The sequence below is a fragment of the Actinosynnema sp. NPDC037264 genome (genome assembly GCF_055603705.1).
The window spans coordinates 142,905-157,705 of sequence record NZ_JBVJVK010000010.1; the positions used below are offsets into that span (position 1 = coordinate 142,905).

General features: G+C 73.5%; 5 protein-coding genes. 4 read left to right on the forward strand and 1 reads right to left on the reverse strand.

Annotated features, from left to right (window positions below):
- Nucleotides 1-4 precede the first annotated feature (4 nt).
- The 3 genes from ACZ7GX_RS14900 (at nucleotide 5) to ACZ7GX_RS14910 (ending at nucleotide 12,822) form a co-directional block, all read left to right on the forward strand.
- Nucleotides 5-10,894, forward strand: coding sequence for an SDR family NAD(P)-dependent oxidoreductase (locus tag ACZ7GX_RS14900; protein WP_498776767.1), 10,890 nt, complete (start codon nucleotides 5-7; stop codon nucleotides 10,892-10,894).
- Complete coding sequence (locus ACZ7GX_RS14905) at nucleotides 10,891-11,796, forward strand: proline iminopeptidase-family hydrolase (protein WP_498776769.1); 906 nt, start codon at nucleotides 10,891-10,893, stop codon at nucleotides 11,794-11,796. The genes ACZ7GX_RS14900 and ACZ7GX_RS14905 overlap by 4 nt, the downstream gene beginning before the upstream one ends.
- A gap of 114 nt (nucleotides 11,797-11,910) precedes the next feature.
- On the forward strand, nucleotides 11,911-12,822 hold the full coding sequence (locus ACZ7GX_RS14910; RefSeq protein WP_498776771.1) for an ACP S-malonyltransferase: 912 nt from the start codon (nucleotides 11,911-11,913) through the stop codon (nucleotides 12,820-12,822).
- Between the two features lie 22 nt (nucleotides 12,823-12,844).
- Here the strand turns inward: ACZ7GX_RS14910 and ACZ7GX_RS14915 are convergent, their stop codons facing one another.
- On the reverse strand, nucleotides 12,845-13,090 hold the full coding sequence (locus ACZ7GX_RS14915) for a phosphopantetheine-binding protein (protein WP_498776773.1): 246 nt from the start codon (nucleotides 13,088-13,090) through the stop codon (nucleotides 12,845-12,847).
- A 95-nt stretch (nucleotides 13,091-13,185) separates the two neighbouring features.
- Here ACZ7GX_RS14915 and ACZ7GX_RS14920 point away from each other — a divergent pair, with 95 nt between their 5' ends.
- Complete coding sequence (locus ACZ7GX_RS14920; RefSeq protein WP_498776775.1) at nucleotides 13,186-14,751, forward strand: AMP-binding protein; 1,566 nt, start codon at nucleotides 13,186-13,188, stop codon at nucleotides 14,749-14,751.
- The last annotated feature ends 50 nt before the right edge of the window (nucleotides 14,752-14,801 follow it).

A 14,801-nucleotide genomic window follows, 5' to 3' on the forward strand; every position in this document is an offset into this window, starting at 1 on the left:
GGGAATGACCGGCCCGAACGACAAACTCGTCGAAGCGCTCCGCGCGTCGTTGAAGGAGACCAAACTCCTGCGCGAGCAGAACCAGAAGCTCACCGCCACCCAGCGCGAACTGATCGCCATCGTCGGCATGAGCTGCCGCTACCCGGGCGGTGTCTCGTCGCCGGAGGACCTGTGGCGGCTCGTCGCGGACGGTGTGGACGCCGTGGGCGGGTTCCCGACGGATCGTGGTTGGGACGTCGAAGGCGTGTACGACCCGGAGCCCGGCGCGGTCGGCAAGACCTACGCCCGTGAGGGTGCGTTCCTGCACAACGCCGCCGACTTCGACCCCGCGTTCTTCGGGATCAGCCCGAACGAGGCGTTGGTGATGGATCCGCAGCAGCGGTTGTTGCTGGAGGCGTCGTGGGAGGCGGTCGAACGGGCGGGTATCGACCCGGTTTCCTTGCGTGGCAGCGATACCGGTGTGTTCGCGGGGATGATGTACCACGACTACCCGGCCAACAACAGCACGGGCGCGGTCGCCTCCGGCCGCGTCTCCTACACGCTCGGCCTGGAAGGGCCCGCGGTCACGGTGGACACGGCGTGCTCGTCGTCGCTGGTGGCGCTGCACTGGGCCGTCCAGGCGCTGCGTGCGGGGGAGTGCTCGCTGGCGCTCGTCGGCGGTGTCGCGGTCATGGCGACGCCGGAGACCTTCGTGGAGTTCAGCCGCCAGCGCGGACTGGCGAAGGACGGTCGGTGCAAGTCGTTCGCGGGCGCGGCGGACGGCACCGGCTGGGGCGAGGGCGTCGGCGTGGTGCTGGTGGAGCGGTTGTCGGACGCCCGCCGCAACGGCCACCGCGTGCTCGCCGTGGTCCGCGGGTCCGCGATCAACCAGGACGGCGCGTCCAACGGTCTCACCGCGCCCAACGGCCCGTCGCAGCGCCGCGTGATCCGGGCGGCCCTCGCCAACGCCCGCGTATCTGTGGATCAGGTCGACGTGGTGGAGGGTCACGGCACCGGCACGACGTTGGGCGACCCGATCGAGGCCCAGGCGTTGTTGGCCACCTACGGCCAGGACCGGGCCGAGGACGCGCCGTTGTGGTTGGGGTCGATCAAGTCGAACATCGGCCACACCCAGGCCGCCGCCGGCGTGGCCGCCATCATCAAGATGGTCCACGCGATCCAGCACGGTGTGATGCCGAAGACGCTGCACGTGGACGAGCCTTCCCCGCACGTGGACTGGGCGGCGGGCAACGTGAAGCTGCTGACCGAGGCCCGGGAGTGGCCGTCGAACGGGCACCCGCGTCGGGCCGGCATCTCGTCGTTCGGGATCAGCGGCACGAACGCCCACGTGATCATCGAGCAGGCGCCCGAGGAGGAGGCCGAGCAGGCGACGGCGGAGCTGCCGGTCGTGCCGTTGCTGGTGTCCGGGCACGACGCCGAGGGTGTGGCCGCGCAGGCGCGCAAGCTGCACGACTGGTTGCTGGACCACCCGTCCGTGCGGCCGACCGACGTGGCCTTCTCGCTGGTGACCACGCGTGCGGCGTTGTCGCACCGGTCGGTGGTGGCCGGTCGGGACCGCGACGAGCTGGTGCGTGCGCTGGCCGGGCTGGTGCCGGCGTTCACCCGTTCCACGGGCTCGACGGCGTTCTTGTTCACGGGGCAGGGTTCGCAGCGGCTCGGCATGGGTCGTGAGCTGTCGGCGGCGTTCCCGGTGTTCGCGGGTGCGTTCACCGAGGTGCTCGCGGGCTTCGACCCCGTGCTGCGGGACGTGATGTGGGGTGAGGACACCGAGCGGTTGGACCGCACGGAGTTCACGCAGCCTGCGCTGTTCGCGTTCGAGGTGGCGCTCTACCGGCTGTTGGAGTCGTGGGGTGTTCGGCCGGATCGGCTGGCGGGGCACTCGATCGGTGAGATCGCCGCCGCCCATGTCGCCGGGGTGTTGTCCCTGACGGACGCCTGCCGGTTGGTGTCGGCGCGGGCGAGTCTGATGCAGGCGTTGCCCGAGGGCGGCGCGATGGTGGCGATCAAGGCTGCCGAGGCCGAGGTGGTGCCCTTGTTGACCGGCGGTGTGGGCATCGCGGCGGTGAACGGCGCGGACTCGGTCGTGGTTTCCGGGGTCGAGGCCGAGGTGCTGGCGGTGGCCGCGAAGTTCGAGCGGTCGAAGCGGTTGTCGGTGTCGCACGCGTTCCACTCCGTGCTCATGGACCCGATGCTGGACGACTTCCGCGCGGTGGTGCGGGAGTTGAGCTTCCAGGCGCCGGAGATCCCGATCGTCACGTCGGGTGAGGTGACGGACCCGGAGTACTGGGTGCGGCACGTCCGGGACGCGGTGCGGTTCCACGACGCCGTGACGCGGTTGCGGGAGGAAGGCGTCGGCCGGTTCGTGGAGGTCGGCCCCGACGGCGTGCTGAGCGCGCTGGTCGAGGGCGCGATCGCGTTGCAGCGCAGGGGACGTGACGAGGCGGTCACGCTGGTCACCGGCCTCGGGCAGCTGCACGGCACCGGCGGCGCGGTCGACTGGCAGGCGTTCTTCGCCGGCCGCGGCACGCGGGTCGACCTGCCGACCTACGCGTTCCAGCGCGAGCGGTACTGGCTGGACACGATGGACTACCTGGCCGAGTCGTGGATGGCCGACGAGATCGGCAACGTGCGGTCCGCGGGGCTCGCGAAGGTCGAGCACCCGTTGTTGGGCGCGGTGGTCGAGTCGCCCGACTCGGAACGAGTGGTGTTGACCGGGCGGCTCGGCACCGACCGGCAGCCGTGGCTGGCCGACCACGACGTGCTCGGCAGCGTCCTGCTGCCCGGCACGGGCTTCGTCGAACTGGCGGTGCGCGCCGGTGACCAGGTCGGCTGCACCACGTTGGAGGAGCTGACCCTGACCGCACCCCTGGTGCTGCCGCCGGGCAAGGCGGCCGTGGTGGAGGTCGTGGTCGACGCGCCCGACGGGAACGGTCGGCGGCCGGTGTCGGTGTACTCGCGGGAGGAGGGCTCCGCCGCGCCGTGGACGCTGCACGCCCAGGGCGCGTTGTCCGAACGTGCGGTCGTGCCCTCCTTCGACCTGGCGCAGTGGCCGCCGGCCGGCGCGCAGCCGGTCGACCTCGACGGCGCGTACGAGCACCTGGCCGACCAGGGCTACGGCTACGGGCCGGTGTTCCAGGGGCTCAAGGCGGCCTGGCGGCACGGCGAGGACGTGTACGCCGAGGTCGAGCTGCCCGCGCAGAACGCCGACGCCGCGCGGTTCGGGCTGCACCCGGCGCTGCTCGACGCGTCCCTGCACGCGATCCTGGTGCACGACGACGGCAACCGCGACGGCCGGACGGTGCTGCCGTTCGTGTGGAGCGGGGTCACGCTGCACGCCGCCGCCGCGCACGCGGTCCGGGTGCGGATCACCCCGTCCGGACGGGACAGCATCGCGCTGGCCGTCGCGGACCAGACCGGCCTGCCGGTCATGTCGGTCGAGGCGCTGGTGTCCCGACCGGTGTCGGCCGCGCAGCTCGACGTGCGGCCCGACCACCGCGACGCGCTGCTGCACATCGGGTGGCAGCAGGTCCCGGTCGCCTCGGCCGAGGAGTCCGACGACGTGCTGTTCGCCGTGACCACCCCGGACGGCGCCGTCACCGACCGGGTCCGTGCCGTCACGGCCGCCGTGCTCGACCGGCTCGACGCCGAGCACGCGGGCACGCTGGTCGTGGTGACCACCCACGCCGTGGCGGTGGGCCCGGACGACGTGGTCGACCTCGCGCAGGCCCCGGTGTGGGGTCTGGTGCGGGCCGCGCAGGCGGAGAACCCCGGCCGGTTCGTGCTGGTGGACACCGACGGGTTCGACGAGTCGCTGGTCCGGGCGGCGGTGGCGACCGGTGAGCCGGAGATCGCGCTGCGCGCCGGGCAGGCGCACGTGCCCAGGCTGGCCAGGACGTCCGCGACCGGCGACCGGCCGCGGTGGCGCGAGGGCGGCACGGTGCTGGTCACGGGTGGCACCGGTGGACTGGGTGGCCTGGTGGCCCGGCACCTGGTGGTCGAGCACGGCGTGCGGCACTTGGTGTTGACGAGTCGCCGTGGCCTGGCAGCGCCGGGTGCGACCGAGCTGCGCGAAGAGCTGACCGCGCTCGGTGCGGAGGTGACGATCGCGGCGTGCGACATGGGTGATCGTGCCGCGGTGGCGGCGTTGCTGGCCGACATCCCGGCCGAGCACCCGTTGACCGGTGTCGTGCACGCCGCCGGCGTCGCGCGCAACGGCGTGGTCGGCGCGGTCACCCCGGAGCAGGTCGAGGACGTGTTCCGCCCCAAGGTGGACGCCGCCTGGCACCTGCACGAGCTGACCGCGGAGGTGGACCTGGCCGCGTTCGTGCTGTTCTCCTCGGCGGGCGGCCTGGTGCTGGCCGCCGGGCAGGCGACGTACGCGGCGGCGAACGTGTTCCTCGACGCCCTCGCGCACCACCGCCACGCCGAAGGGCTGCCCGCGACGTCCCTGGCCTACGGGCTGTGGGGCGTGGACGCGGGCCTCGGCGCGCTGCTCGGCGAGGTCGACCTGGACCGGGTGCGCCGCCAAGGGCTCCCGCCGCTGACGCTCGACGAAGGCCTCGGCCTGTTCGACGCCGCGCTGGAGACGGGCCGACCGGTGCTCGTGCCGCTGCGGGTCGACGCGGCCACGGCACGCACCCGCATCGGCGACGTGCCCGCGTTGCTGCGCGGACTCGTGCGCGCTCCCGCGCGTCAAGCGGCCCGGCGGGGTTCGAGCGAGCTGGTCAGGCAACTGGACGGCCTCGACGACGCCCGGCGCCTCGACGCGCTGCTCGACCTGGTGCGCGGCCACGTCGCCGCCGTCCTCGGGCACGCCTCCGCCGACGCGATCGAGCCCGACCGGGCGTTCCAGGAGCTGGGCTTCGACTCGCTGTCGGCGGTCGAGCTGCGCAACGCCCTCAACACCGTGACCGGCCTCGACCTCCCGGCGACCCTGGTGTTCGACCAGCCGTCCGCGCGGGCGGTGGCGCTCCACATCGAGGAGACGCTGGCCGGCGCCGCCGCCGCGACCGCCGCGGTCGTCACCAGGGTGGCGGTCGACGAACCGATCGCCATCGTCGCGATGGGCTGCCGCTACCCCGGCGGCGTCACCACGCCGGAAGACCTGTGGCGGGTCGTGCTGGACGGCGTCGACACGGTGACCGGGTTCCCGGACAACCGCGGCTGGGACGAGGTCTACGACCCCGAACCCGGCAAGCGCGGCAAGAGCTACACCCGCGAGGGCTGCTTCCTGCACGACGCGACCATGTTCGACCCCGGGTTCTTCGGGATCAGCCCGAACGAGGCCGTCGCCATGGACCCGCAGCAGCGGCTGCTGCTGGAGATCGCCTGGGAGGCCCTGGAACGCGCCGGGATCGACCCGGTCTCGCTGCGCGGCAGCGCCACCGGCGTGTTCGCGGGCCTGATGTACCACGACTACGGGCAGGGCTCGGACCGCGCGCACTCCAGCGGTGGCAGCCTCGTGTCCGGCCGCGTCTCCTACACCCTCGGGTTGGAGGGACCCGCGGTCACCGTCGACACCGCGTGCTCGTCGTCGCTGGTCGCCCTGCACCTGGCGATCCAGGCGCTGCGCTCCGGCGAGTGCTCGCTGGCGCTCGCCGGTGGCGTGACGGTGATGTCCACGCCGGACATGTTCGTCGACTTCAGCCGCCAGCGCGGGCTCTCCGCCGACGGCCGGTGCAAGTCGTACGCGGGCGCGGCGGACGGCACCGGCTGGGGCGAGGGCGCCGGTCTGCTGCTGGTCGAACGGCTGTCGGACGCGCGCCGCAACGGGCACCCGGTGCTCGCCGTCGTGCGCGGGACCGCGCTCAACCAGGACGGCGCGTCGAACGGCTTCTCCGCGCCGAACGGGCCGTCCCAGCAGCGGCTCATCCGGCAGGCCCTCGGCGTCGCCGGACTGTCCACTTCGGACGTGGACGTGGTCGAGGGCCACGGCACCGGCACGACGTTGGGCGACCCGATCGAGGCGCAGGCGCTGCTGGCCACCTACGGCCAGGACCGGACCGACGACGCCCCGCTGTGGTTGGGGTCGATCAAGTCGAACATCGGCCACACGCAGGCCGCCTCCGGCGTGGCCGGGGTGATCAAGATGGTGGAGGCCGTCCGGCGCGGTGTGATGCCGAAGACCCTGCACGTGGACGAGCCGTCGCCGCACGTGGACTGGGCGGCGGGCGGCGTGCGGCTGCTCACCGAGGCGCGCGAGTGGCCCGCGGTGGACCGGCCGCGGCGGGCGGCGGTCTCGTCGTTCGGCATCAGCGGCACCAACGCGCACGTGATCATCGAGCAGGCCGACCCGGTGCAACCCCGGCCCGAGACGCCGACCGTGACCGGTTCGGTCGTGCCGTGGCTGCTGTCCGCCCGGACGGCGGAAGGTCTCCTCGCGCAGGCCGCGTCGTTGCGGTCGCACCTGGTGGACCGGCCGGACCTGCGCGGTGTCGACGTCGGCTTCTCGCTGGCCACGGGCCGTTCCCGGTTCGAGCACCGGGCCGTGCTGGTCGGCGAGCACCGGGGCGAGCTGATGCGGGAGCTGACCGCGCTGGCCGAGGGCCGGGGCGCGTCCGGCGTGGCGCGGTCGACCGGCTCGACCGCGTTCCTGTTCACCGGTCAGGGCTCGCAGCGGGTCGGCATGGGCCGTGAGCTGTACGGGGAGTTCCCGGTGTTCGCGCGGGCGTTGGAGGAGGCGGCGGCCGGGTTCGCGCCGGAGCTGCTGCACGTGATGTGGGGCTGGGACGAGAAGGCGGTCAACCGCACGGAGTTCACGCAGCCCGCGCTGTTCGTGTTCGAGGTGGCGCTCTACCGCTTGGTGGAGTCGTGGGGCGTGCGGCCGGATCGGGTGGCGGGTCACTCGATCGGCGAGATCGCGGCGGCCCACGTGGCCGGGGTGCTCTCCTTGGACGACGCGTGCCGGTTGGTGTCGGCCCGGGCGAGCCTGATGCAGGCGTTGCCCGAAGGCGGGGCGATGGTGGCGGTCAAGGCCACCGAGGCCGAGGTGCTGCCGCTGTTGACCGAGGGTGTGAGCATCGCGGCGGTCAACGGGCCGGATTCGGTGGTGGTTTCCGGGGTCGAGGCCGAGGTGCTGGCGGTGGCCGCGAAGTTCGAGCGGTCGAAGCGGCTGGCGGTGTCGCACGCGTTCCACTCGGTGTTGATGGACCCGATGCTGGACGACTTCCGCGCGGTGGTGCGGGAGTTGAGCTTCCGTGAGCCGACGATCCCGGTCGTCGCGGTCGGCGACGTGACGGATCCGGAGTACTGGGTGCGGCACGTCCGCGACGCCGTCCGGTTCCACGACGTCGTGGTGCGGCTGCGTGAGCAGGGTGTCGTGCGCTTCGTGGAGGTCGGCCCGGACGGGGTGCTCAGCGCCCTGGTCGAGGACGGCATCCCGTTGCAGCGCAAGGGCCGTGACGAGGCCGTCACGCTGGTGACCGGCATCGGTCGGCTGCACACCGCCGGCGGGACCGTGGACTGGCGGGCCTTCTTCGCGGGCCGCGCCGCCCGGCGGGTCGACCTGCCGACCTACCCCTTCCAGCGCCAGGAGTACTGGCCGGACGAGCAGCTGCTGCTCACCCCGGACATCGCGGCCACCGGCCTGGCGACGGTCGAACACCCCCTGCTGGGTGCGGCGGTGCCGCTGGCCGACTCCGGCGAGCTGCTCCTCACCGGACGCCTCGCCGCCCACGCGCAGCGCTGGCTGGCCGACCACCGCGTGTTCGACAACGTCCTGGTCCCCGGCGCCGCGCTGGTCGAGCTGGCGGTCCAGGCCGGTGACCGGGTCGGCTGCGACGTGCTGGCGGAGCTGACCCTCGGCGCACCGCTCGTGCCCGCCGAGAAGGGCTCGCAGGTGCAGGTGCGCGTCGGCGCGGCCGACGACGGCGGGCGACGTCGGATCACCATCCACTCCCGCCCCCAGGACGCGGAGCCGGACGAGCCGTGGACGGCGCACGCCGACGGCGTGCTCGCCGCCGGGACCGGGGCGCCCGGCGCCCGGCTGGACGAGTGGCCACCGCCCGGCGCCGAGCCCGTCGACCTCGACGGCGCGTACGAGTTCCTCCAGGACCGCGGTTACGGGTACGGCCCGGCGTTCCAGGGCCTGCGGGCCGCGTGGCGGCGCGGTGACGACGTCTACGCCGAGGTCTCCCTCCCGGAGCAGAGCCGCGCCGAAGCCGCCCGGTACGGGCTGCACCCCGCGCTGCTCGACGCCGCGATGCACGCGTTGAACTTCGCCGGCGACGATGACGCCGACGGCACGCGCACGATGCTGCCGTTCTCCTGGTCCGGCGTGACCCTGCACGCCACCGGCGGCACCGCGCTGCGGGTCCGGCTGAGCCGGTCGAGCGAGACGGCGTTCGCGCTCACCCTGGCCGACGCCGCCGGCGCGCCCGTCGCCACCGTCGCGGCGCTGAACCTGCGCCCGGTGTCGGTCGAGCAGCTGACGGCGGGCCGGCGCGACGCGTCGGTGCTGCGCGTCGACTGGAACCAACTCGCCACGCCGGAGGACCGGGTGGAGCTGGTGCCGCTCGCCGAGGTCGCCGACGGCCGCCCGGCGCCGGCGCACGTCCGGCTGCGCGTCGAACCGGTCGGTGACGACGTGCCGACGCGCGTGCGGTCCGCCACGACCGCCGTGCTCGCCGCCGTGCGGACCTGCCTGGAGGACGAGCGCTTCACCGGCACGACCCTCGTGGTGGTGACCCGGCACGCGGTCGACACCGGTGACGGCGTGGTGGACGTCGCGCAGGCCCCGGTGTGGGGTCTGGTGCGGGCCGCGCAGGCCGAGAACCCGGGCCGGTTCGTGCTGGTGGACACCGACGACCGGGCCGTGTCCGCGGGCGCGGTCGACGCCGCCGCGGCCGCCGGTGAACCGGAGATCGCGGTGCGGGGCGGCCGGTTGAGCGTGCCGAGGCTGGTCCGGCACACCGACGTCGGTGACTCGCCGCGGTGGCGCGAGGGCGGCACGGTGCTGGTCACGGGTGGCACCGGCGGTCTGGGTGGTCTGGTGGCCCGGCACCTGGTGGTCGAGCACGGCGTGCGGCACTTGGTGTTGACGAGTCGGCGTGGTGTCGAAGCGCCGGGTGCGACCGGGTTGCGTGACGAGCTGACGGCGTTGGGCGCGGCGGTGACGATCGCGGCGTGCGACGTCGGCGACCGTGCCGCGGTGGCGGCGTTGGTGGCGGGCATCCCGGCCGAGCACCCGTTGACCGGTGTCGTGCACGCCGCCGGCGTCGCGGACAACGGCCTCGTCGGCACCATCACGCCCGAGCGGATCGACCCCGTGCTGCGGGCCAAGGCGGACGCCGCCTGGCACCTGCACGAGCTGACCGCGGAGGTCGACCTGGCCGCGTTCGTGCTGTTCTCCTCCGCGGGCGGGCACGTCCTCGCGTCGGGCCAGGCGCCCTACGCGGCGGCGAACGTGTTCCTCGACGCCCTCGCCGCGCACCGGGCGGCCTCCGGGCTGGCCGCGACGTCGATGGCGTTCGGCCTGTGGGCGGTCGACACCGGTCTGAGCGCCTACCTGACCGAAGCCGACCTGCACCGCCTGCGCCGCCAGGGCCTGCCCGCGCTGACCGAGGCCGAGGCGTTCGCCTCGTTCGACGCGGCGCTGGCGGCGGGCGTGCCGGCGCTCGTGCCGCTGAAGGTGGACGTCCAGGCGCTGCGGTCCCGCACTGACGAGATCCCGGTGCTGCTGCGCGGTTTCGCACCGGCACGCCGGCGTGGCGCGGCGGAGGCGGCGGAAGCGGGCGCGCTGCGGCAGCGGCTCGCCGGGCTGGACGAGGCCGAGCAGGAAGTCGTGCTGCGCGACCTCGTGCTCGGGTACTGCGCGATGCTGCTCGGCCACACCGACCCGGCCGCCGTCGACCCGGAGCGCGACTTCCTGGAGTCCGGGTTCGACTCGCTCACCGCGATGGAGCTGCGCAACCAGCTCAACGCGGCCACCGGGCTGAGCCTGCCGCCCATGGTGGTGTTCGACAACAAGAACCCGGCGGAGCTGGCCAGGTGGGTGCGCTCCGAGCTGTCCGTCGGCACCACGGCGGCGCCGGTCGCCGCCACGGCGGACGACTCGCTCAGCGCCCTGTTCCGCGCCGGGCTGGAGGAGGGGCGGGTCGGCGAGGCCTACGACCTGCTCCGCGCCGTGGTCGCGCTGCGGCCGAAGTTCACCTCGGCGGCCGACCCGGCGGACGTCCCGTCGCCGGTCACCATGCGCGAAGGGCCGGCCGGCGCGCCGCGCCTGATCTGCCTGAGCACGCCGATGGTCACCGGCGGCCTGCACCAGCACTCGCGGGTGGTCGGTAACCTCAGCACGCCGCGGCGCGTCGTGGGCATCCCCACGCCGGGCTTCGTCGCGGGGGAGGGCCTGCCCGCCTCCGTGGACGCCGCCGTCGAGGTGCTCGCCGCCGCCGTGCTCAAGGCCGCCGAGGGCGAGCCGTTCGTGCTCTTCGGCTACTCGTCCGGCGGATCGCTGGCCTACTCGGTCGCCGGGCACCTGGAGCGGACCGGGGCGGCGCGGCCCGCGGGCGTGGTCATGCTCGACTCGTTCAAGATCCTCGACGAGGGCTCCGGCGCGGCCATGCCGATCCGCGAGCTGACGCTGGGCCTGTACGAGAAGGAGTCCCTGTTCGGCCGGTTCGACAACGCCCGGCTGTCCGCGATGGCCTGCTGGTTCGACCTCGTGCCCAACCTGCGGATGGACCCGGTCGAGGCGCCCGTGCTGTTCATCCGGTGCACCGAGAGCTTCCTGGACCTGCCCGAGGGCCAGCAGGACTGGCTCGCCGAGCCGCTGGAGCCCACGCACGCCGTGCGGTCCGTGGCGGCCAACCACTTCACCGTCATCGAGGAGCGCTCCGCCGACACCGCGAAGCTCGTCGACGGCTGGCTCGACTCGATGGAGAGGGACGACCGATGAGGATCAAGCCGACGTCGAAGGGCCTGGCGCCGTTCGGGGAGCACCACACCTGGTACCGGGTGACCGGAGACCTGCGCTCCGGTCGCCCGCCGCTGGTGGTCGTCCACGGCGGGCCGGGCAGCACGCACGACTACCTCCAGAACCTGGCCGTCCTCGCCGAGCACGGCCACCCCGTCGTGCACTACGACCAGCTCGGCAACGGCGGCTCCACGCACCTGCCCGACCGGGGTCCGGACTTCTGGACCGTGGAGCTGTTCCTGGCCGAGCTGGACAACCTCCTGGAGCACCTGGGCATCGCCGACGGGTACGTGCTCTACGGGCACTCCTGGGGCGGGATGCTCGCCACCAAGCACGCCGCCGCGCGGCCCGCCGGGCTGCGCGGCCTGGTGGTGGCCAACTCGCCCGCGTCCTACCCGTTGTGGTTGCGGGAGATGGAGGTGCTGCGCGCCCGGCTGCCGTTCGGCGTCAACGACACCCTGCTGCGGCACGAGGCCGCGGGCACCACCGACAGCGAGGAGTACGCCAAGGCGATCATGCCGTTCTACACCGAGCACGTGTGCCGGCTCGACCCGTGGCCGCGCGACTACCTGGCCTCGTTCTACGAGATCGTCAACGACCCGACCGTCTACCACGCCATGAACGGGCCGAGCGAGTTCCACGTCATCGGCACCCTCAAGGACTGGTCGGTGATCGACTGCTGCCCGCTGGTGGACGTGCCGACGCTCGTCGTCTCAGGCCGGCACGACGAGGCGACGCCCGTGACCGTGCAGCCCTACGCCGACCTTGTGCCCGACGTGCGGTGGGAGCTGTTCGAGGAGTCCAGCCACCTGCCCAACCTGGAGGAGCCGGAGCGCTTCACGCAGGTCCTGCGGGACTACCTGGACGGCCTGGCGGCCCGGTAGGGGGAGCTAGGGGTGTGCCGGGCACGGGACCGCGCCACACACTCGCAGGGAAACCGCGGCGCGTTCTACGTGAATGGACAAAGGTACATGGACACCGCCATCACCTTCCCCGGAATGGGGCCCAACCGATTCCACGACCTCGCCAAGTTCCTGCTCGTCGACCCGTCGACCCGGGCCATGCTCGCGACCGCGGACGACGTGCTCGGCTATTCGCTGTTCGACCGCTGCCTGGCCGATGACGACGACTACTCGGAATACGCTCAGGTCGCGTTCCTGATCGCGTGCCTCGGCATGGCCAAGTGGGCGGAGGAGGAGTTCGGCGCACGCCCCGAGGTGTGCGTCGGGCTCAGCTTCGGCGGCAAGACGGCCGCGGTCTACTCGGGCGCGCTGGACTTCGCCGACGCGGTCGGCCTGACGGTGGCGATGGCCAGGGCCGAGCAGGAGTACTTCGCCCACGAGCACCGCGACGTGGTCACCCACTCGTTCACCAGGGTGCCCGCGGACGTGCTGGCCGGGATCCTCGGCGAGCTGGACCGGCGGGGCGAGTGGTACGAGATCTCCTGCTACGTCGACGAGGACTTCCACATGGTGTCCCTGCGCGACCACGCCCTGGAGGACTTCCAGCGCAGGCTCCGCGCGGTGGGCGGCATGTCGTTCTACACGATGCGCCCGCCGCTGCACTGCGCCGCGTTCGCGCCGCTGCGCGACCGGGTCGAGCGCGACGTGCTCGCCGGGATCGACTTCGCCGACCCGCGCGTGCTGGTGGTGGCCGACCAGGACGGTCGCGTGCTCACCACGGCGGAGGGGGTGCGGACGATGCTGCTGGACGGGATCGTGCGCCCGGTGCGCTGGCCGGCCGCGATCGCGACCCTGCAAGGGCTCGGGGTGCGCACGCTGCACGTCGCCGGGCCGGACGCGGTCTTCGGCCGGGTCCGCGCGGCGCGGTCGGCCTTCGAGGTCGTGCCCGCCAACCTGGACCGCGTGCTGCGGCCACGCACCCGCGGCATGGCCGCCGCGAGCGCGTAGCCGTCGCTGCCCGGTCCGCCGGTCAGGCGGGCTCCAGCATGGACGACAGCGCCGCCCACAGCGTGCCCGGCGTGGCGAACGTGCTCAGGTTCAGCGACTCGTCCAGGAACCGCACGCCGTACTCCTGCTCCACCGCGGACAGCAGGTCCACCGTGGCCATCGAGTCCAGGCCCAGGTCGCGCAGCACCGCGTCCGCCGACAACTCCTCGTCCGGCGGGAGGAAGGGCAGTTGCGCCCGCAGCAGCTCCTCGAACCGTTCGTCCCACATAACCCCTCCGACTGTCGTTGGTCCGCTGGACCGAAACGAAAACCGATCCGCGGTGCCCTCACAACCCCTGGCGCCCCCTAGTCACCGGAGCCACGATGACCGACACGACACCCGCGCTGCACGCCCGTTTCCTGCGCGGGCTCGGGGTTTCGCCGCACCGTGACGCGGTGCGCGTGGGCGCGGACGCGATCACCTACGAGGCCGCGCACGACCGCGCGTCGCGGTGGGCGGGCGCGCTGCTGGCCGGAGTGGACGAACGGCCGCGCGCGATCGGCGTGCTGGCGGGCAAGAGCATCGAGGCCTACGTCGGCGTGCTCGCCGCGCTCTACACCGGCGCCGCGGTCGTGCCGCTGCACCTGGCGTTCCCGCCGGCGCGCACCGCGCGGATGATCGAGCTGGCCGGGGTGTCGGCGCTGATCGTCGACGAGGAGGGCGCGGGCGTGCTCGCCCGGATGCCGGAGGTCGACGTCCCGGTGCTCGCCCCGGCGGGCGGCGACGTCCCCGCCGGCCGGGCCGTGCCGGTCCACGCCGCCACCGCGCTCGGCGAGCCGCGGTCGGTCGACGCGACCGACACCGCCTACCTGTTGTTCACCTCCGGGTCGACGGGCACGCCGAAGGGCGTGTCGATCACCCACGGCAACACCCGGCACTACTTCGACCTCGTCACCCGCCGGTACGAGGCCGGGCCGGACGACGTGTTCTCGCAGACGTTCGACCTGAACTTCGACTGCGCGATGTTCGACCTGTTCTGCGCGTGGGACGCGGGCGCGACGGTGCAGGCCGTGCCCGCCGCCGCCTACCGCAGACTGCCGGAGTTCCTGGCCGAGCGCGACGTCACGGTGTGGTTCTCCACGCCCAGCGCGATCCCGCTCGTGCGCCGCACCGGCGGCCTCGGACCCGGCGCGCTGCCGGGGCTGCGGCTGAGCCTGTTCGCGGGCGAGGCGCTCAAGGCCGCCGACGCCGCCGACTGGCAGGCCGCGGCGCCCGGCTCGGCGCTGGAGAACATCTACGGCCCCACCGAGCTGACCGTCACCGTCACCGGGCACCGCTGGCGCCCCGACACGTCGCCTTCGTTGTGCGTCAACGGACTCGTGCCCATCGGCGCCGTCCACGAGGGACACGACCACGTGCTGCTCGGCGCGGACGGCGAGCCGGTCGCCGACGAGGGCGAGCTGTGCGTCACCGGGCCTCAGCTCACCGCGGGCTACCTCGACCCGGCCGACGAGCCGGGCCGCTTCGTCCGCCGTGACGGCCGCACCTGGTACCACACCGGGGACCGCGTGCGCCGGCTCGACAACGGCGAGCTGATCTACCTCGGCCGGCTCGACAGCCAGGTGCAGGTGCAGGGCTGGCGGGTCGAGCCCGCCGAGGTCGAGCACGCGCTGCGGTCGTGCCCCGGCGTGCAGGACGCGGTGGTCGTCGCGGTCACCGCGGACGAGCTGACCGAACTGGCGGTCTACTACACCGGCGAGCCGACGCCGCCCGCCGCGCTGGCCGCCGCGCTGCGCTCCGCGCTGCCCTCCGGAATGGTGCCGAAACGCTACCGGCACGTCGAGGAATTCCCGCTCAACTCCAACCGCAAGGTGGACCGTTCCCGACTCGCGGCGGCCGCCGCGGCCGAGTACGCCCCTAGGGGTGAGAAAAGCTCCGTAGGGGTGTGACCGGCGCCGGCCGCCGGTTACGTTCGAGCCCATCGAATTCTGCTCAGGCC

What these genes read in the sequence shown, in the direction of transcription:
- ACZ7GX_RS14910 (WP_498776771.1), top strand. Translation starts at nt 11,911, where the DNA reads ATGGGGCCCAACCGATTCCACGACCTCGCCAAGTTCCTGCTCGTCGAC.
- ACZ7GX_RS14905 (WP_498776769.1), top strand. Translation starts at nt 10,891, where the DNA reads ATGAGGATCAAGCCGACGTCGAAGGGCCTGGCGCCGTTCGGGGAGCAC.
- ACZ7GX_RS14915 (WP_498776773.1), bottom strand. Translation starts at nt 13,090, where the DNA reads ATGTGGGACGAACGGTTCGAGGAGCTGCTGCGGGCGCAACTGCCCTTC.
- ACZ7GX_RS14900 (WP_498776767.1), top strand. Translation starts at nt 5, where the DNA reads ATGACCGGCCCGAACGACAAACTCGTCGAAGCGCTCCGCGCGTCGTTG.
- ACZ7GX_RS14920 (WP_498776775.1), top strand. Translation starts at nt 13,186, where the DNA reads ATGACCGACACGACACCCGCGCTGCACGCCCGTTTCCTGCGCGGGCTC.